Origin of the sequence: Kitasatospora sp. NPDC057738 (assembly GCF_042798815.1) — a bacterium.
Classification (GTDB): domain Bacteria; phylum Actinomycetota; class Actinomycetes; order Streptomycetales; family Streptomycetaceae; genus Kitasatospora; species Kitasatospora lactacystinica.
The window spans coordinates 1-19,014 of the sequence record NZ_JBHVJT010000079.1 but is presented as its reverse complement, the minus strand read 5'-3'; the positions used below and the strand labels follow the sequence as shown (position 1 = coordinate 19,014).

The following is a 19,014-nucleotide window of genomic DNA, read 5'->3' as shown; positions in this document are numbered from 1 at the left end:
GGGGCGTTCGAGCGTTCCCGATCGCCGTGAAAGGTGGATCCGTCATGCCTGGCTCCGATCGGCGCGCGCACGCTCCGACCCTGTTGTCCTTCGCCCAGCAACGGCTGTGGTTCCTCGACCGGCTGCGGCCGGGTCGGCCGGACCACAACGTCCCGACCGCGGTTCGCCTGCGCGGCCGGCTGGACCAGGGCGCGCTCGTCCGGGCGCTGACCGAAGTCGTGCGGCGCCACGAGGTGTTGCGCGGCAGGATCGTCGACACCGACGACGGCCCGTGCCACGTCACGGACCCGGTCGAGACCTTCGTGCCGACGATCACCGATCTGGCGCACGCCCCGGCGGAGCAGGCCCGGCAGCGGGTCCGGGAGCTGGTGGCCGCCGATCTGGCGACCCCGTTCGACCTCGGGACCGCTCCGATGCTGCGGGCCCGGCTGATCCGCACCGCCCCCGACGACCACCTGCTGCTCCTGGTGATCCATCACATCGCCTGTGACGGCTGGTCGTTGTCGGTGCTGTGGCAGGAGATCTCCGCCGGGTACGGTGCCGCCGTCGAAGGCCGGCCGATCGCCCTGGCGGACCTTCCCGTCCAGTACGCCGATTTCGCGGACTGGCAACGGAGCCACCAGGACGGAACGGCGCTGCAGAACCAACTCGCATACTGGCGAGAGCACTTGGCCGACCTGAGCCCGTCGGTGCTCCGGACGGACCGGGCCCGCCCCGCGGTGTGGTCGGGCCGGGGCGACCAGGTCGAGATCGAGATTCCCGCCGAACTCGCCGACCGCGTCCGCGCACTGGGGCGCGCCCACGAGGTCACGCCGTTCATGACGCTGCTGGCCGCCTTCCAGGTCCTGCTGGCGCGCTGCACGGGACAGGCCGACGTGACGGTGGGGACGCCGATCTCCGGACGGACCCGGATCGAGCTGGAGCCGCTGATCGGCTTCTTCGTCAACACGCTCGTCCTGCGCACCGACCTGTCCGGTGACCCCGGCTTCACCGACGTGCTCGCCCGGGTGCGGCGGTGCGCGGTGGAGGCCTACGCCCACCAGGACGTCCCCTTCGAACGGCTGGTGCAGGAGCTGCGGCCCGAACGCGATCTGGGCCAGCACCCCCTGTTCACCGTCATGTTCCAGCTGGAGGATCCGCCGGCGCTCCCGTCCGGCCTCCCGGGGATCGAGGTGAGCGACCATCGGATACCGAACGAGGTGGCGAAGTTCGACATCGAGGTCTCCCTGACGGACCGCGGAGACCGCATCACCGGCGTCATCCGCTACGCCACCGACCTCTTCGACCGCGACACGGTGCGGCGACTCTCCGAGGGTTTCGGGGCGCTGCTCGACCAGCTCGTCGGCAGTCCCGAACGGCCGATATCGGCGTGGGAGACCCCTCCGGGCCTCCGTGCGAGCCGCTCCGCCCCCGCCACTCCCGCCGTGCCGCCCGCGGCCCCGCAGTCCGATGCCGACGGGGCCGGCGCTCCCGTCGTACGGACCGCGACCGAGACCGAGCTTCTCGTGTTGGAGACCTGGGCCGAGGTGCTCGGTGCCGCCCCGGACGACGTGCACGGCGACTTCTTCGAGCTGGGCGGCCATTCGCTCCTCGCGTCGAAGATCATGTCCCGACTCGGCCGGGCACTCGACCTCGAACTGCCGGTCACCCTGCTGTTCTTCCACCCGACCGTCGCCGAACTCGCCGACGCCGTCGACGCGGCGCTGCTGGCGGACCTCGGCGCCGCCGAAGCGGAACCACTTCCCGCCGAAGCGGAACCGCTCCCCGCCGACGCCGACGCCGACGCCGAACCGCTTACCGCCGAAGCCGAACCGCTCCCCGCCGGAAAGGCCCGTCACCCGTGAAGGCACCGCACAGTCGATCCGAGCCCGGCCGACCGACCGGCTCCACTCCGGCCACCACCCGGGCCCTGCTGGACCAACGCGTCCGCGCGGCCCGGAGCAGGGCCGCCGAGGGCGAGCCGGGGGACGCGGTCCCACGCCGCCCGGCGGGCGCGCAGGTGACCTCGTTCACCCAGGAACGCATGTGGCTGATCGAGCGGCTGTCCAACGGCCCCGCGATGTACAACGTCCACGAGGTCTTCCGGCTGCACGGCCCGCTGGACGTGGCCGCCCTCGGCCACGGCCTCACCGAGCTGGTGCGGCGCCACGAAGTCCTGCGCACCGCCTTCCCCGAGCAGGACGGGCGCCCCGTCCCCTCGGTCGAGCCGGCCCGGCCGCTCGACCTGCCCGTCACGGACCTGCGGGCCGAGCCCGCGGACCGCCGGACGCAGTTGGTCCTCGATCTCGTCCACGCCGAGATCCTGCGCCCGTTCGACCTGGCCACCGCCCCACTGCTGCGCGCGGCACTGCTGCGGGTCGACGAGGACGAGCATGTCCTGGTGGTGGTCGTCCACCACATCGCGGTCGACGGCTGGTCGATGCCGCTGCTGTGGGACGACCTGTCGGCGATGTACCGGAGCCGGCTGGAAGGCCGCGAGCACGAGCTGCCGCCCTTGCGGATCCAGTACGCGGACTTCGCCCACTGGCAGCGGGCCCGCCTCTCCGGCGAACGCCTGCAGCGCCAACTGGACTACTGGAGCGCACAGCTGTCCGGGCTGTCGCCGTTGGACCTGCCCACCGACCGCCCGCGCGGTCCGGTCCGCGCGGGCCGGGGCGAGCGGATCACCTTCACGGTGCCCGAGGAACTGGCCGGGCGGTTGCGGCTGCTGGGCCGGCGGCACGGCGCGACGATGTTCATGACGCTGCTCGCCGCGTTCCAGGCCCTGCTCGCCCGCTACAGCGGGCAGTCGGACGTGGCGGTCGGCACTCCGGTCGCGGGCCGGAACCGTCCGGAACTCGACCAGCTGGTGGGCTCGTTCATCAACACCGTGGTCATCCGCACCGACCTCGCGGGCGACCCGAGCTTCGCCGAGCTGCTCGATCGGGTCCGCCGGACCGCCGCGGACGCCTACGCGCACCAGGACGTGCCGTTCGAACGGCTGGTGCAGGAGCTGCGGCCGGCCCGCGGTCTCGACCGCAACCCGCTGTTCCAGGTGATGTTCGCCGGTCTGTCCGACCCGACCGCCTCCCTCCGGCTGGTGGGGACGGAGGTCGAACGGATCGAGGTCGACAACGGCACGGCCAAGGTCGACCTCAGCCTGGTGATCGCCGACGGGCCGGCCGGCCCGGGCGGGACGACCGGGACGGTGGCCTTCGACACCGATCTGTTCGACCGCGCGAGCGTGGAGCGCCTGGTCGGCCATTACCTCCGGCTGCTGGACGCCGCGTCCGGCGATCCCGACCGTCCCGTCTCGCGCCTGGAACTGCTCACCGAGGCCGAACGCGAGGCGCTGCTGGTGGCCGCCAACGCCACCGACGAACCCTTTCCCGCGGACCTCTGCGTGCACGAGCTGGTCGAGGAGCGGGCCCGGCTGACCCCCGACGCGGTGGCGGTCCGCTGCGGCGCCGAGCGGCTGACCTACCGGGAACTCGACCGCCGGGCCAACCGGTTGGCCCGGCACCTACGAGCCCGGGGAGCGAGGCCGGAACGCCTGGTCGGCGTGTGCCTGCCGCGCTCGGCGGACCTGGTCGTGGCCCTGCTGGCCGTCCTCAAGTCGGGCGCCGCCTACCTGCCGCTGGACCCGGACCTCCCGGCACGGCGCATGTCCTTCATGCTCGCCGACGCCGACGTGCCGCTGCTGCTCACCCAGGACTCCCTGGCCGACCGGCTCCCGAACCACGGCGCCGCGACGGTGCGGATGGACACCGAGGCCCGGCTCATCGCGGCCCGGCCTGCGGACCCGCTGCCACCGCTCGCGACGCCCGCCAACCTGGCGTACTCGATCTACACCTCCGGTTCGACCGGCCGCCCCAAGGCCGTGCTGGTCCCGCACGAGGGCGTGGTCAACTACCTGGTGGTCCGCGGCCGGCAGCTGGACCTCGGCGGGGACGACGTCGTCGCCTCGGTGGCCTCGATCTCCTTCGACGTCATCGTCCCGCAGGTGCTCATGCCCCTGGCCTGGGGCGCGAGCGTGGTGATCGCCCCGTCGGAGGTCGCCGTCGACGGCCCGCGCCTGACGGAGATGATGCGCGAGTTCGGCGTCACCACGCTCATGGCCACACCCGCCACCTGGCTCCTGCTGCTGGACGGCGGATGGCAGGGCGGCCGGTTCCAGGCGATCTGCGTGGGTGAACCGCTCCAGCCCGCCCTGGCCCGGCGGCTCCTCGACCGGGTCTCCACGCTGTGGAACGGCTACGGTCCCACCGAGGCGTCCGTCGGCTGTGTCACCCGGCGCGTGGACGCCGAACGGGACCTGGCCCGGCCGGGCGGGTCCGTGCCGATCGGCCGGCCGCTCGGCAACCTCCGGATCCACCTGCTGGACCCGGCGGGCGCCCCGGTGCCGGTCGGCGTACCGGGGGAGATCCACATCGGCGGGGTCGGCGTCACCCGCGGGTACGCCAACCGGCCGGGGCTGACCGCCGAGCGCTTCGTGCCGGATCCCTTCGGTGCGGCCGGCGGCCGGCTGTACCGGACCGGCGACCTGGCGCGGTACCTGCCGGACGGCAGCCTCGTCTTCCTCGGCCGCACCGACGAGCAGGTGAAGATCCGGGGATACCGGATCGAGCTGGGCGAGATCGAGGCCGCGCTGTGCGCGCGGCCCGGTGTCGCCAGGGCCGCGGTGACGGTGCGCGGCGGCGGGACGGACGCCGAACTGGCCGGCTACCTGGTGTGGCAGGACCGGCCCGGTGACCTGGGGGACCTGCGGCGCTCCCTGCGCGAGACCCTGCCCGAGTTCATGGTGCCCACGACGCTGACCGCACTCGACCGGATCCCGTTGACCACCAACGGCAAGGTGGACCGCGGGGCCCTGCCCGCGCCCGCCCGCCACGGCCACGGGGCGGGTGCGCTACCGCCGCGGGACCTGCCGGAACTCCTGATGACCGGGATCTGGGAGCGTGTGCTGGGCACCCCGCGGGTCGGCGTCCGGGACGACTTCTTCGCGCTGGGCGGGCACTCGCTCAGGGCGGTCGAGCTCGTGGAGGCGATCCGGCGGGAGTGGGGGGTCACCGTGCCGCTGAACACGGTGTTCCGCCATCCCACCGTCGAGGGCCTGTGCGCGGAACTGCCCAACGCGTCCCGGGCCCTGCGCCGGATCGTCGTCCCGCTGGCAGAGGGGGACCGCCGCAGGGCGCCGCTGATCCTGGTGCACCCGCAGAGCGGCGACGTGTGCTCCTTCCTCCACCTCGCCGGACAGCTCACCGAGCGCCTCACCGAATCCCCTGCGGGCGCCCGGCCCGTCCACGGCCTGGAGGCCGTCGGCTACAACACCGACGAGCCGCCCCTGGCCACCGTCGAGAAGCAGGCGCAGCGCTACCTGCGGGAGCTGCGGTCCGTGCTGCCCGACGGCCCGTACCTGCTGGCCGGCTGGTCCTTCGGCGGGCTGGTCGCCTTCGAGATGGCCCGCCTGCTGGAGGAGCAGGGGAACCCCCCGGGATTCCTCGGGATCATCGACGTCGGAGCGCCCGCGTCCACCACTGGAGCCGACGACGGGGCGGACGGGGACCTCCACGAGCTCGACGAGCAGGCCGCCCTCTCGCTGCTGCTCCACGACGCCGACGGCCGTGAGCGCCTGCCCGAGCGGGCGCGAACCGAACAACTGCGGCGCATGGCACGGGTGTTCACCACCAACGGCGCCGCCGCCCGGCGCTACCGGTCGGCAGCACGGCTGCGGACACCGATCCACCTGTTCACGAGCGCCGAGACCCACCCCGAACTCGGTGCCCCGGTCGTGGTCCCCGCCCGGTGGCAGGACCGCACCCGGGGGGCGTTGAGCGTGGTCGAGGTCCCCGGCAACCACCACGACATGCTGTCGCCGCCGCACGTCGCCCCCTTCGCCGACGCGCTGTCGGCCGTCCTGGAGGAGCTCGGATGAGTGACGGACACGAGTTGCCGCTGTCGTCGGCGCAGTCCGGCATCTGGTTCGCCCACCACCTGCGCCCCGGCAGCCCCGCCTACAACACCGGCGAGTACGTGGACATCCCCGGGCCGATCGACCCGGAGCTGTTCGAGACGGCCGTGCGTCGCGTGGTGGACGAGACCGAGTCACTGCGGGTCCGCCTCACCGACGGTGCCGACGGCCCCCGGCAGGTCGTCACCCCGGCGCCCGACTGGACGATGCACCACGTCGACCTCACGTCGACACCGGATCCGCTGCGGGCGGCCGAGCGCTGGATGCGCGCCGACCTGTCCACGCCGGTCGGGCTCACCCGGGACCCGCTGTTCCGCCAGGCCCTGTTCACCGTCGCGCCGGACCGCTTCCTCTGGTACCAGCGCGTCCACCACATCGTGGTCGACGGCTTCAGCATGTCGCTCATCGCGCGCCGCGTCGCCAAGACCTACACCGGACTGGTCGAGGGCAGGGACGGGACAGGACCGGCCTTCGGGCCGCTGAGCGCCCTGCTGGCGCACGACGCCGCCCACCACGCCTCCGAACAGCCGGAGCGGGACCGGAAGTTCTGGGCGGCCCGGCTGGCCGGCCGACCGGACCCGGTCAGCCTCGCCAGCCGCTCGGCGGCCGCCTCGGACGGCTTCCTGCGCCGTACCGGCAGCCTCGACGCACCGACCCTGGCCGCGCTGCGACGGGCCGCGCGACCCGCCGGGGCGAGCTGGCCCACCGCCTTCACCGCGACGGTCGCCGCGTACCTCCACCGCCTCAGCGGCGAACGGGACATCGTGCTCAGCATGCCGGTGACCGGGCGCACCGGCTCCTCCGTGCCGACCGTCCCCGGCATGGTGGCGAACGTGGTGCCGCTGCGGCTGAGCGTGCACCCCGGACAGGGTCTGTCCGCCCTCGCGCGACAGGTGGCTGAGGAGGTCGCCGCCCAGCGCCCGCACCAGCGCCACCGCACCGAGGACCTGCGCAGGGAGCTGGACCCCGCACGCTCGGAGCGGGTCCTCTTCGGGCCCGTCGTCAACATCATGTCCTTCTACTACCACCTGGACTTCGCGGGGGTCCGGGCCACCGTGCACAACCTGTCCAACGGGCCGGTCGAGGACCTCTCGTTCTCCGTCTACGACCGCTCCGACGGCACCGAGCCCCGGCTCGACGTCGACGCGAACCCCGCGCTCTACTCAGAGGCCGAACTCGCCTCCCACCAGCAGCGGTTCCTCCGGTTCCTGAACGCGGTGGCCGCCGACCCGGACCGGCCGATCGGCCGGCCCGACCTCCTCACCCCCGAGGAACGGCACCGGACCGTCGTGGCCGCCAACCGCACCACGCGGCCCCTGCCGCACCCGACGGTGCCGCTGGCCTTCGCGGCCGAGGCCGCGCGCACACCCGACGCGCCCGCCGTGGTGTGCGGGGAAACCACCCTGTCCTACGCGGAGTTGAACGCCCGCGCCAACCGGCTGGCCCACCGGCTCATCGCCCTGGGCGTCCGCTGCGACAGCACGGTGGCCGTGCTCATGGAACGCTCCGCCGACGTGGTGGTGGCGGTCCTGGCGATCGGCAAGGCCGGCGGCGCCTACGTGCCGCTGGACACCCGGGCCCCGACGGCCCGCCTGCGGCGCGTCCTGGACGACACCGGGGCGGCGGTGCTGCTCACCCACCGGGCCACCCGGGAGCACGAACCGTCCCACGGCACACCGGAGGTCGTCGTCGACGCCGACCCCGGCCTCGCCGACGAGCCGGCCACCGATCCCGTCGTGCCGCTGCGCCCGGACCACCTGGCGTGCGTGCTGTACACCTCGGGCTCCACGGGCACGCCGAAGGGCGTGGCCCTGAGCCACCGCAACGTCATCAGCCTGACCGCGCAAGGCTGTTGGCGCGAACAGGACGGCCCGCGCGTGCTCGCGCACTCCCCGCACGCCTTCGACGCCTCGACCTTCGAGTGGTGGGTGCCGCTGCTCAACGGGGGCCGGGTGGTCGTGGCCCCGCCCGGGGAGCTGACGCTCTCCGACCTCCACCGGCTGATCGTCGACCACCGGGTCGGCACGCTGTGGTTGACGGCCGGGCTGTTCCGGGTGTTCGCCGAGGAGTCCCCCGGCACACTGGCCGGGGTCGGCCAGGTGTGGACCGGCGGTGACATCGTGCCGGCCGACGCGGTACGGCGCGTCCTGGCACGGTGTCCGGACTCCGTGGTGGTCGCCGGGTACGGCCCGACCGAAGCCGCCACCTTCACCACCCGCCGGGTGCTCCGCCCCGGTGAGGCCGTGCCCGACGTCGTCCCCCTCGGCCGGCCGATGGACAACAGGCGGGTGTACGTCCTGGACGAGGCGCTGTCGCCGGTGCCGCCGGGGGTGGCCGGCATGCTGCACGTCGCCGGTGCGGGCGTGGCGCGCGGGTACCTGAACGACCCCCGCCGGACGGCCGGCCAGTTCGTGCCGTGCCCGTTCGGCGAACCGGGGGAGCGGATGTACCGCACGGGCGACGTGGTCCGCTGGAACGCCGAGGGGGAGCTGGAGTTCCTCGGCCGCGCGGACGAGCAGGTCAAGCTCCACGGCTTCCGCATCGAGCTGGGCGAGATCGAGGCGGTGCTGGCCGGGCACCCTGCCGTCGCCCAGGCGACCGTGGTCGCCGGCCCGGGTGCCCCGCCCGGCCGGCGTCTGATCGGCTACGTCGTCCCGGCCGGGGACCCGGCGCTCGACCCGGCGTCGGTGCGGGAGCACGCCTCGGCGGCGCTGCCGGACTACATGGTGCCCTCGGTGATCGTCACGCTCGACGCCTTTCCCCTGACCCCCAGAGGGAAGATCGACCGGGCCGCGCTGCCCGTCCCGGACCCCGCACCGGCGCCGTCCGGCCCCGGGCCGCGCACCCCGGCGGAGCGGACGATGTGCGCGCTGTTCGCCGAGGTGCTCGGCCGGCCCACGGTGGGCGTCGACGACGGTTTCTTCGCGCTGGGCGGCAATTCCCTGCTCGCGACCAGGCTGGTCAACCGGGTGCGGGTGGGGTTCGGCCGCGAACTCACCCTCGGCGCCCTGTTCCAGGCGCCCACGCCGGCGCGCCTGGTCGACGCGCTCGACGACGCCCCGGACTCCGCGGCCGTACCGGACCTCGCACCACGCACACGACTCTGACAGCTCCGACAGCTCCGACAGCGATCACAGGAAGCACCTCGGCATGGCCCACACCCTCTCCCAGCCCGACGAGACACCGGCAGCGCCGGTACCACCTGAAACCCCGATCGCGGCAGCACCCCCGACGGCCCCGGCGCTGGGAGTCTCCCAGGTCCGCCGGTACTACCAGCTCGTCGACGCCGGGGACGTGCCCGCGCTGGTCGCCCTGTTCACCCCGGACGCCCGCTACCACCGCCCCGGGTACCGACCCATGGTCGGGCACGCCGAACTGGAACGCTTCTACCGCGACCAGCGGGTGATCCGCACCGGCGTGCACACCCTGGCCACCGTGGTCACGACCGACGACGAGGTGGCGGTGCACGGCCTGTTCCGCGGCGTGCTGCACGACGGCGGTGAGGTCGAGCTGCGGTTCGCGGACTTCTTCCGGATGACGCCGCAGGGCCGCATCGCCGCGCGGGACACCTTCTTCCACGTGCCCGCGGTCTGAGCCGCGGCTCCAGCAGCTCCAGCGGCCGCAGCAGCTACAGCAGCTGCAGCGGCGCCAACGGCGACGGCCCACGCGGCCGCGCGTTCAACCCCGACGGGGACACTTCAGCACAGGAAAGCGGGAAGCAGTTGACCAAGACCGTCTTCACCTCCGACATCCCGGCGTTCGTCGGCAGCGGACGGCCGCCGTTCGACGCCCGGGCGATCCACGAGCTGGTCGCCGAACAGGCGGAACGGGCCCCGCACGCGCCCGCCGTCACCTGCGACGGACGGACCCTGACCTACCAGCAGCTCAACGACCGCGCCCACCGGCTCGCCGGGCGACTGCGAGCGGCCGGACTGGCGCAGGAGGACGTCGTGGGCGTGCTGGTGCCGCGCTCGCCGGAGCTGATCGTGGCCCTGCTCGCCGTCCTCGTCGCGGGCGGGGCGTACCTCGGACTCGAACCGGACGACCCGGCGAGCCGCCACGCGCTGCTGCTCAAGGACGCGGGCGCGGGCATGGTGATCACCGAGGAGGCCCTGCGGGAGCAACTGCCCGGCACCGTCGTCACGGTGACGGAAGGCCGCCCGGCGCCGGAGCCGGCCACCGGGCCGGCGGCTCCGGCCCGCCCCGGCGACCCGGACCGGCTCGCCTACGTCAGCTACACCTCGGGCTCCACCGGCGAGCCCAAGGGCGTCGGCGTGCCCCACCGGGCGATCGACCGGCTCGTCCGGGGCGCGGACTGGATGGACGTCCGCGCCGAGGACGTCTTCTTCCACCTCGCGCCGGTCGCGTTCGACGCGTCCACGTTCGAGATCTGGGCCCCCCTCGTCAACGGCTGCCGACTGGTCCTCTTCCCGCCGGTCGCCATCACGCTGGAGCACGTGGCGCGCCTCGTCCGGGCCGAGCGCGTCACGGTCCTGCTGCTGACCACCGGGCTCTTCCACCAGATGGCGAGCTCCCACCCGGAGGCGTTCGCCGACGTGCGGCACGTCCTCACCGGGGGCGACGTGGCCTCGCCGAACCACGTCCAGCACCTGCTGGCCCGCCACCCGGAGCTGCTCTTCACCAACGGCTACGGACCGACCGAGAACACCACGTACACGACCTGCTGGACCAGCAGCACCCTCCCGGAGCTGCGGAGCGTGCCGATCGGCCGCCCGATCAGCGGCACCAGGGTCGCCGTGCTCGACGGCGACCTCGGCCCGGTGCCCGTCGGCGAGTGCGGGGAACTGTACGTGGCCGGGGCGGGCCTGGCCCGCGGCTACCTGGGCCGCCCGGCCGCCACGGCCGAACGGTTCCTGCCCGACCCGTTCGGGAGCGAGCCGGGCGCCCGGATGTACCGGACCGGCGACCTCGTGCGATGGCTGCCCGACGGCACCCTGGAGTTCGTCGGACGTGCGGACGACCAGGTCAAGGTCCAGGGCTACCGCGCCGAACCGCGCGCCGTCGAGGTCGAGCTGGAACGGCTCGCCGGGGTGCGGCACGCGGTCGTGCTGCCGCAGCCCGACCCGGCGGGCGGCACCCGGCTGCTGGCCTACGTCGTGCCCGCGGAACCCGATCCGGCGGGCAACGCCGAGCTCGGCCGGCGGCTGCGCCACGAACTGCGGGACCGGCTGCCGGGCTACCTGATCCCCTGGGCGATCCTCGTCCGTCCCGAGCTGCCGGTGAACCGCAACGGCAAGATCGACCGCCGGGCCCTGCCCACCGCCACCCGGGTGCCGCGCAACGTGCCCAACGAGTTCGTCCCGCCCCTCACCGAGGTGCAGACGCGACTGGCCGAGTTGTGGGGCGACGCCCTCGGCGTCGAACCGGTCGGCGTCGACGACGACTTCTTCGACCTCGGCGGACACTCCCTGCTGGCCACCGACCTCCTGGTCGCCACCCAGCGCGAGTTCGACGTGGACCTGCCCGCGCAGACCCTGTACCTGTCGCCGACCGTCGCCGAGCTGGCGACGGCCCTCACCGCCCGGATGCGGACGCCGGGCCCGGACGGCCCGACGGACGGCCCGACGGGGGACCCGGCCGACGGGGCGGGGGAGGGGCAGCCCCGATGACGGCGGTTCCCCCGACCACGCGCTGCCCGGTCCTCGCCCCGCGGCCGGTCGATCTGATCGACCCCGACCTCTACCTCTCGGGCGGGGCGCACGAGGCGTGGCGACGGCTGCGCCGCGACGCCCCGGTGAGCTGGCAGCCGGTCGGCGACATCGGCTACTGGTCGATCGTCGCCCACGCCGAGGCCAACCGGGTACTGCGCGACCACGACACGTTCACCTCCGAACAGGGCACCCTGCTCAACCTCCTCGGCAAGGGCGACCCCGCCGGCGGCCGGCAGATGGCCGTGACCGACCCGCCCCGGCACTCGCGCCTGCGCGGCCCGCTGCAGCAGGCGCTGTCGATCAAGACGGTGGAGAACGACCGGGAGGCGATCCGCCGGGCCGTCGTCGAACTGCTCCGGCCGCTGGCCGACGGAGGCCCGTACGACTTCGCCGCCGCCATGGCCACCCTGCCGATGGCGGTGATCGGCACCATGATGGCGCTGCCGGAGCAGGACTGGCCGCGGCTGGTCCGGCTCGCCCACGCCTGCATCGCCGCGGACGACCCCGAGTTCCAGCTCGCCGCCGGACCGGCGGCCACCCTCGTGACCGCCCACCGCGAACTGTTCGCCTACTTCCAGGACCTCGTCACCGCGCGCCGGCGCGCACCGGGCGGCGACCTGATCAGCGTGCTGCTCACCATGGAACTCGACGGACGCCGACTGTCGCCGGGCGAGATCGTGTCCAACTGCTACAGCCTGCTGCTCGGAGCGACCGTCACCACCGCCCAGCCGCCGATCGCGGCGATGGCCGAACTGGCCGGGACCGCCGTCCTGGACGACTGGGCGGCCCACCCGGAACTGCTCGGCAGCGGCGTGGAGGAGGCACTGCGGTGGGCCTCGCCCACCCAGCACTTCATGCGCCACGCCACCCGCGACGTCGAGATCCGGGGCGTGCCGATCCGCGCGGGGGACGCCGTCGTCGTGTGGCTGGCGTCGGCCAACCGCGACGAGACCGTGTTCGCCGATCCGGACACCTTCGACATCCGGCGGCGGCCCAACAAGCACATCGCGTTCGGCGTCGGCGCGCACTACTGCATCGGACACACCGTCGCACGGGTGGCCCTGCGGATCCTCTTCGCCGAACTGCTCGGCCGGTTCACCGGCTTCGAACCCGCCGGGACGCCGCGGCGCATGCGCTCGAACATCATCGCGGGCTTCACGCACCTGCCGATCACCGCGCGGATCCGCTAGGAGCCGGAGCCGTCACCCCGGCCGCTGCCACCGCCGCTGCCGAACCCGAGAAGAAACCCCCCACCCGGAAGGTCATCAGTGGACGCTCCGACGGTCCGTACCCGCAACAAGTGGTTCCTGCGCGAGCCGTCGCCGGTGGCACCGGCGCGGCTGTTCTGCCTGCCCTACTCCGGCTGCGGTGCGAGCATGTACCGCCAGTGGCCGTCACAGGTCGACGGCGTCGAGGTCTGCCCCGTGCAGCCGCCCGGCCGGGAGAACCGGATGCGCGAGCCCGCCCACACCACCTACGAGGCGCTGGCCGACGACCTCTGCGAAGCGCTGCGCCCCCACCTGGACCGCCCCTACGCCCTGTTCGGGCACTGCGGCTCCGCGCTGGCGGCGTACGAGACCGCCGTACGGCTGGTCCAGCGGGGCTGCCCCGCCCCGACCCGGCTGTTCGTCTCCTCCGAGGTCGCGCCGCAGGACGGACCCTACGGCCGCTTCCTCGGCATGAGCGACGACGAGCTGGCCGCCGAACTGCGCCGGCTCGTCGCGGAACTGGGCGGCACCCTGGAACCGAGCCTGCTCGCGCTCTACCTCGGCGTCCTGCGCAACGACGTCGACATGAACAAGCGGTACCACGTGGCCGAGCCGGTCCGGCTGCCGTGCCCGATCACCGCCATCGGCTGGACCGGGGACACGGGCATCGAGCCGTCGCTGATGACCGGCTGGCCGGCCTGCGGCGAAACGACCTTCGAACTCCTGGAGGGAGGCCACTACCGCTTCATCGAGGCGCCGGCGGAACTCCTGGCGCTCCTGGTCGCGGATCTGACGCCCACCCGGTCCCGCACGCCCTGACACCGGATCCGAGTGCGAGCAGCGGTGGAGCGGCGGGGGAGCGGTGGAGCCGGTACGCCCTCGGCGCGGACCCGATGGGCCCGACGTTTGTCCGCGAGCGTGATTCCGGCCCCTTCGCCGGTCGGGCGGCCCCGGACCCGCCATCCATCGGATGCGGTGCCCGACGCGGTGTCCGAATGCCGCCAGCACGCGGCCCCGTCCAGGGCGACGATCGGAACAGCCCGACCGTGCGGTGCCCGCGGCCCTCCCGGTCCGCGGGCCCATGCCCTCGCTCGTCCCCGCCCGTCCAAGGATCCCTCCCGTGAACGACACCCTCCTCACCGCCGACGCGCCCACCACCGCGGCGCCCGCCCCGGTCCCGGCCGTCCTGCCCGCGCTCGACTCTCTCGACTGGCAGGGCGTGCACGAGCAGTTGGACCGGGACGGTGCGGCGCTCACCGAGCCGCTGCTGTCGCCCGCCCAGTGCCGGGAGCTCGCCGCGCTCTACGACCGGCCCGAACTGTTCCGCACCACCGTCGACATGGCCCGCCACCGCTTCGGCTCCGGCCAGTACCGCTACTTCACCCACGACCTGCCCGAACCCGTCGCCGCCCTGCGCGAAGCCCTCTACCCCCGCCTGCTCACCGTCGCCCGCGCCTGGGCCGACAAGCTCGGCCGCCCCGCCCCCTGGCCCGACACCCTCGCCGATTGGACCGCCAGGTGCCACGCCGCCGGCCAGGACAAGAGCTCCCAGATCCTGCTGCGCTACGGCCCCGGTGACTGGAACGCCCTGCACCGCGACGTCTTCGGCGACCTCGTCTTCCCCCTCCAGGTCGTCATCGGCCTCGACGCCCACGGCACCGACTACACCGGCGGCGAGTTCCTCCTCGTCGAACAGCGTCCCCGCGCCCAGTCCCGCGGCACCGCCACCGTCCTTCCCCAGGGGCACGGCCTGATCTTCACCACCCGCGACCGCCCCGTCCCCTCCGCCCGCGGCCACCGCGCCGGCCCCGTCCGCCACGGCGTCAGCACCGTGCGCACCGGCCGCCGCCACGCCCTCGGCCTCGTCTTCCACGACGCCTGAGCCCCCGCCGCATGGCCGCCACCGGCACGCCCGCGCCCGCGCCCGCGCTCGCGCCCACATCCGCGCCCGCGCCCACCGTCGGCACCGCCCCGGTCCCGTCGCGCCGCTACACCCTGACCGGACCCGACAACCGCCCCTACTCCAGCACCACGCCCGGCACCCTCGGCGGCCACCGGCGGGGCCGCCGCTACGGCCGCCTCGACTGCCCCTCGGCCCTGCGCGCCATCGCCGCCGGCGGCTACCTGCGCCACCGCGTCTTCTTCGCCGACGAGGCCACCGCGATCGCCGCCGCCTACCGGCCCTGCTCGGTGTGCCTGCCCGGGAGGTACCGGGAGTGGAAGACCCGTCAGAAGGACCGCACCCCGTGAACCCCAGCCCCGCCCCCGACCGCTCCCCGCTCCTTCCCGAACCCGGGAGCACCGCCTACGGCGACCTCCCCGCACCCGCCCCCCACACCGCCCCCGAACTCGCCGCCCTGCTGCGCCTGCTCGCCGAGCACCGCCGCCCACCCCTGCGCAGCGTCGCGATCGGCCACAGCCGCGACGACGCCTCCCGCACGGCCGCCGCCGCGTTCGCCGACGCCTGGCACGCCGCCGGCAACGCCGTCCTGGCCGTCGTCGACTGGCCCGAACAGGCCGCCTCCTGGCTGCGGCCCGCCCAGCGCCTCACCGACCGGGAACCCGACGCCCTCGTCATCGCCGCCGCCCCGCTCGGCTGGGCGCAGCTCGCCCGGCGCCTGCGCCACAGCACCTCCTGGCGCCCGGACCGCACCTTCGGCTTCGCGTCCCTCGCCGAGCCGGTCGCCGCGGCGCTCGCCGGGCCCGGCGTCCTGGACGGCGTGCGCGGCGCGAGCGCGGACGGCGGCACCTGGCGCATCGAATCCGGCTGGACCGCCTCCTTCCCGCCCCCCGCCCCGGGCGCCGCCGCGTGAACAGCACCCCTGCCCCGGGCGCCGCCGCGTGAACAGCACCCCCGCGCTGTTCGGCCCGCCGCCCGCCGGCTACGAGCGCCGCGAGATCGCGCCGGGCGCCGTCCACCTGCCCGGCTGGCTCACCCCCGACCGGCAGCGCGAGCTCGTCGCCGCGTGCCGCGCCTGGGCCGTCGGCCCCGTCCCGATGCGGCACACCCGGCTGCCGGGCGGTGGCGTCATGTCCGTGCAGACCGTGTGCCTGGGCTGGCACTGGCAGCCCTACGCCTACACCCGCACCGCCGACGACGTGAACGGCCGCCGCGTCGCCCGCCTCCCCGACCGGCTCGCCGACCTCGGCCGCCGGGCGGTGGCCGACGCCTACCAGGACCCCGACCGGGGCGCCGCCTACGAACCCGACGCCGCGCTGGTCAACTTCTACGACGCCGACGCCCGGCTCGGCATGCACCAGGACAAGGACGAGCGCTCCCTCGCCCCGGTGGTCTCCCTCAGCATCGGCGACACCTGCCTCTTCCGCTTCGGCAACACCCGCGGCCGCAACCGGCCCTGGACCGACCTGACCCTCGCCTCCGGCGACCTCCTCGTTTTCGGCGGCCCCTCCCGCCTCGCGTACCACGCCGTGCCGAAGATCCTCCCCGGCACCGGCGACCCCGCCATCGGTCCCGCCCGGGGACGCCTCAACATCACCCTGCGCGTCACGGGCCTGACCGACCCCGCACCCGCTCCGACCGGATCGGCCCGGTGACCGCCCCCGCCCGGTGACCGCCCCCGCCTGGTGACCGCCCCCGCCCGGCCACCGGCCGGGATCAGGGCCTTGAGGCCGCGTCAACCCCGGGCGCGCCGATTGTGAACGCTGCATTAACCCAAACTGGTCAGTGTGTGACATATTCTTCCTCGGCGGATGAATTCGGACCAATCGTCCTGAACCCGCCCGGAGGGCATCCCCTCACCCTCCCGTACCCTCAAGCACTCCCAGGAGACCTACCTTGAGCGACCGCATACCATCCGTCACGAACGCGGTGCGGCCGATACCCGGATCCCGGGCCCGGCGCGTGCCCGGTCGCGCGGTACTCGGGGCTCTCGCCACCACGACGCTCGTGCTCGCGTCGTCCGTGCCGTTCGCCGTGCACGCCGCCGCGGCACCGCCGGCGAAGGCCGGTACGAGCGGGGCGCAGCGGCCGATCGGTCCGAAGCCGGCGCTGGACCTGCTGGCGCACGGCAACCTCACGATGGCGTCCAACTCGGTGGTCTCCTGCGACCCCGAGGACAGCGACTGCGACCTCAACGCCTACAACAACAACCGGGTCAACTGGGTCAAGACCGACCCCAAGGCCCCCGGGAACACCGCCTCCGCGGCCACCCTGACCGTCCCGCCGGGTGCCAAGGTGCTCAACGCCCGGCTGTACTGGCAGTCCAACCCCGTCGGAACCTCGCGGCTGTCCACCTCCGGTGACGCCTCCAAGGCCGACCAGGTCGAGTTCAAGGTCCCCGGCGCCACCGGCTACCAGCGGCTCACCGCCGACACCTACGACTGGTTCGACCAGAAGACCGGCGGCACGCCCCCGGCCCCGCTCACCGCCCACGCGGGCGTCAAGGACGTCACCGACCTGGTGCGGGCGGCCGGTTCCGGCGAGTACACCGTGGCCGACATCCAGGCCTGTCAGGGCCGCTCCTCCACCTCCGACTTCGGCGGCCAGAACGTCGGCTGCTGGGGCGGATGGTCCCTGGTCGTCGCCTACGAGGACGCCAAGGAGCCGCTGCGCTACCTGCAGGTCTGGGACGGCTACCAGCTCATCCGCCCGCCCGAGCCCAGCATCACCATGACCCTCGACGGCATCCGCACCCCGGCCGGCCGCGCACCGGCCGCCACCATGGGCGTCATCGTCGGCGACGGCGACGCCCCCATCGCCGGGGACTCCCTGGAAGTCGGCCCCGACGCCGGCCGGCTGACACCGCTGCTGATGCCGACCGCCACCGGACCCGCCCCCGACAACGCCTTCACCAGCCGCATCGACCGGGTCGCGCCCGACGGCACTGGCACCAACCTGACCGACCGCAACCCGAACACGGTCAACAACGTCGGCTACGACGCCCGGACGATCGACGTCACCGGCAAGCTGCCCGCCGGCAGCAAGCAGGCCGTGCTCCGCGTCACCGGCCAGGGCGACGCGCTGCACCCCCAGGCGGTCTGGCTCGCCGTCGAGGCCCTGGAACCCGACCTCCAGGTCGTCAAGGCCAACACCCCGGCCGGTACCACCACCAACAACCCGCCCGGGCTCGTCGACCCCGGAGCCGAGATCACCTACACCTTCACCATCGCCAACCGGCACCCCGACGGCACCACCGCCGACCTCGACACCGCCACCGGCGTCACCCTGACCGACGTGCTGCCCCAGGGCACCAGTTACGTCGACGGCTCCGGCACCGGCTGCACCGCCTCCGGACGCAACGTCAGCTGCCCCACCGCCGACCTCGCACCGGGCGCCGAGACCACCGTCTCCTTCCGGGCCAGGGTCGACGCCGGCCTCGTACCGGGCACCAGGCTCGACGACACCGCCTCCCTCGCCTACCGCGGCACCCAGACCGGCCGCGAACAGCACCGCACCAGCAACACCGTGCGCAACACCGTCGCCGAGCACACCGGCTACCGGGTCACCAAGACCGCCGACAAGAGCCAGGCCGCCCCCGGCGACACCGTCACCTACCACGTGGACGTCACCAACACCGGGAACACGCCCCTCACCGCACTGACCGTCACCGACGACCTGAGCGCCGTCCTCGACGACGCCACCTACAACGGCGACGCCACCGCCACCCTCGGCACCCCCTCCTACACGCAGCCGGTCCTCACCTGGACCGGCGACCTGCCGGCCGGCGGCAACGCCCGGCTCACCTACACCGTCAAGGTGAAGGACCCCGCCGCCGGGGACCACACGCTGCGCAACACCGTGGTGGCCGACCGGCCCGGCGGCAACTGCCCGGCCGGTGCGACGGCCGGGGAATGCACGGCCACCGTGACGGTGACCACGTCCGCACCGTCCCCGACGGCCTCCCCGTCCACGTCGCCCTCCACCACGCCGACCTCCGCGCCCTCGCCGACCGCGACCGACGGCAACGGCGTCGACCCGGCGCCCACCGGCAAGCCGCAGCAGCCGGGCGGTAGCGGCGGTCTCGCCGCGACGGGCAGCCAGGTCGCGCTGATCGGCGGCATCGGCGCCGCCGTCCTCCTCGGCGGTGCGGCCCTCGTCCTCGCCTCCCGCCGTCGGCGCCACCGGCACTGACACCCCGTCCCGACCCTGACGTGGGGGGGGGGGGGGGGGAGCAGGCCCGGGGGCTGACCCCCCCAGCCCCCTCCGGCGCCCCGCCCCTAGCCA

Annotated in this window: 12 protein-coding genes; all 12 read left to right on the top strand. The window is 74.2% G+C overall.

The annotated features are described in order from the left end of the window. The first annotated feature begins 44 nt into the window (after positions 1 to 44). The 12 genes from ACFVGO_RS32435 to ACFVGO_RS32380 all read left to right on the top strand — a co-directional run bounded on the left by ACFVGO_RS32435 (position 45) and on the right by ACFVGO_RS32380 (position 18,921). Complete coding sequence (locus ACFVGO_RS32435; RefSeq protein ID WP_380635660.1) at positions 45 to 1,844, top strand: condensation domain-containing protein; 1,800 nt, start codon at positions 45 to 47, stop codon at positions 1,842 to 1,844. After that, entirely contained in the window at positions 1,841 to 5,914 is a 4,074-nt protein-coding gene (locus tag ACFVGO_RS32430) for an amino acid adenylation domain-containing protein (protein ID WP_380635658.1), read from the top strand. Before ACFVGO_RS32435 ends, ACFVGO_RS32430 begins: the two co-directional genes overlap by 4 nt. Continuing rightward, on the top strand, positions 5,911 to 9,057 hold the full coding sequence (locus ACFVGO_RS32425) for an amino acid adenylation domain-containing protein (RefSeq protein WP_380635656.1): 3,147 nt from the start codon (positions 5,911 to 5,913) through the stop codon (positions 9,055 to 9,057). The genes ACFVGO_RS32430 and ACFVGO_RS32425 overlap by 4 nt, the downstream gene beginning before the upstream one ends. Before the next feature lie 43 nt (positions 9,058 to 9,100). After that, a complete protein-coding gene (locus ACFVGO_RS32420) occupies positions 9,101 to 9,544 on the top strand; it encodes a nuclear transport factor 2 family protein (RefSeq protein WP_359908901.1) in 444 nt (147 codons plus the stop codon). 128 nt (positions 9,545 to 9,672) lie between these two features. Then, complete coding sequence (locus ACFVGO_RS32415) at positions 9,673 to 11,580, top strand: non-ribosomal peptide synthetase (protein ID WP_359908904.1); 1,908 nt, start codon at positions 9,673 to 9,675, stop codon at positions 11,578 to 11,580. After that, positions 11,577 to 12,812 (top strand): cytochrome P450, encoded by a 1,236-nt coding sequence (locus tag ACFVGO_RS32410; RefSeq protein WP_380635653.1) that lies wholly within the window; start codon positions 11,577 to 11,579, stop codon positions 12,810 to 12,812. The genes ACFVGO_RS32415 and ACFVGO_RS32410 overlap by 4 nt, the downstream gene beginning before the upstream one ends. Positions 12,813 to 12,890: 78 nt before the next feature. After that, positions 12,891 to 13,649, top strand: coding sequence for a thioesterase II family protein (locus ACFVGO_RS32405; RefSeq protein WP_380635651.1), 759 nt, complete (start codon positions 12,891 to 12,893; stop codon positions 13,647 to 13,649). A gap of 367 nt (positions 13,650 to 14,016) precedes the next feature. Further along, positions 14,017 to 14,712 carry a 2OG-Fe(II) oxygenase gene (locus ACFVGO_RS32400; RefSeq protein ID WP_359908928.1) on the top strand — a complete coding sequence of 232 codons (696 nt, stop codon included), beginning with the start codon at positions 14,017 to 14,019 and terminating at the stop codon, positions 14,710 to 14,712. A gap of 11 nt (positions 14,713 to 14,723) precedes the next feature. Beyond that, entirely contained in the window at positions 14,724 to 15,080 is a 357-nt protein-coding gene (locus ACFVGO_RS32395) for a metal-binding protein (protein WP_380635649.1), read from the top strand. Further along, positions 15,077 to 15,643: a hypothetical protein gene (locus tag ACFVGO_RS32390; RefSeq protein ID WP_359908916.1), complete on the top strand. Its 567-nt coding sequence runs from the start codon at positions 15,077 to 15,079 to the stop codon at positions 15,641 to 15,643. Before ACFVGO_RS32395 ends, ACFVGO_RS32390 begins: the two co-directional genes overlap by 4 nt. A gap of 28 nt (positions 15,644 to 15,671) precedes the next feature. Then, positions 15,672 to 16,385 (top strand): alpha-ketoglutarate-dependent dioxygenase AlkB family protein, encoded by a 714-nt coding sequence (locus ACFVGO_RS32385; protein WP_380635647.1) that lies wholly within the window; start codon positions 15,672 to 15,674, stop codon positions 16,383 to 16,385. Positions 16,386 to 16,737: 352 nt separating this feature from the next. Then, positions 16,738 to 18,921, top strand: a complete 2,184-nt coding sequence (locus tag ACFVGO_RS32380) for an LPXTG cell wall anchor domain-containing protein (RefSeq protein WP_380635645.1) — start codon at positions 16,738 to 16,740, stop codon at positions 18,919 to 18,921. Positions 18,922 to 19,014: the final 93 nt, after the last annotated feature.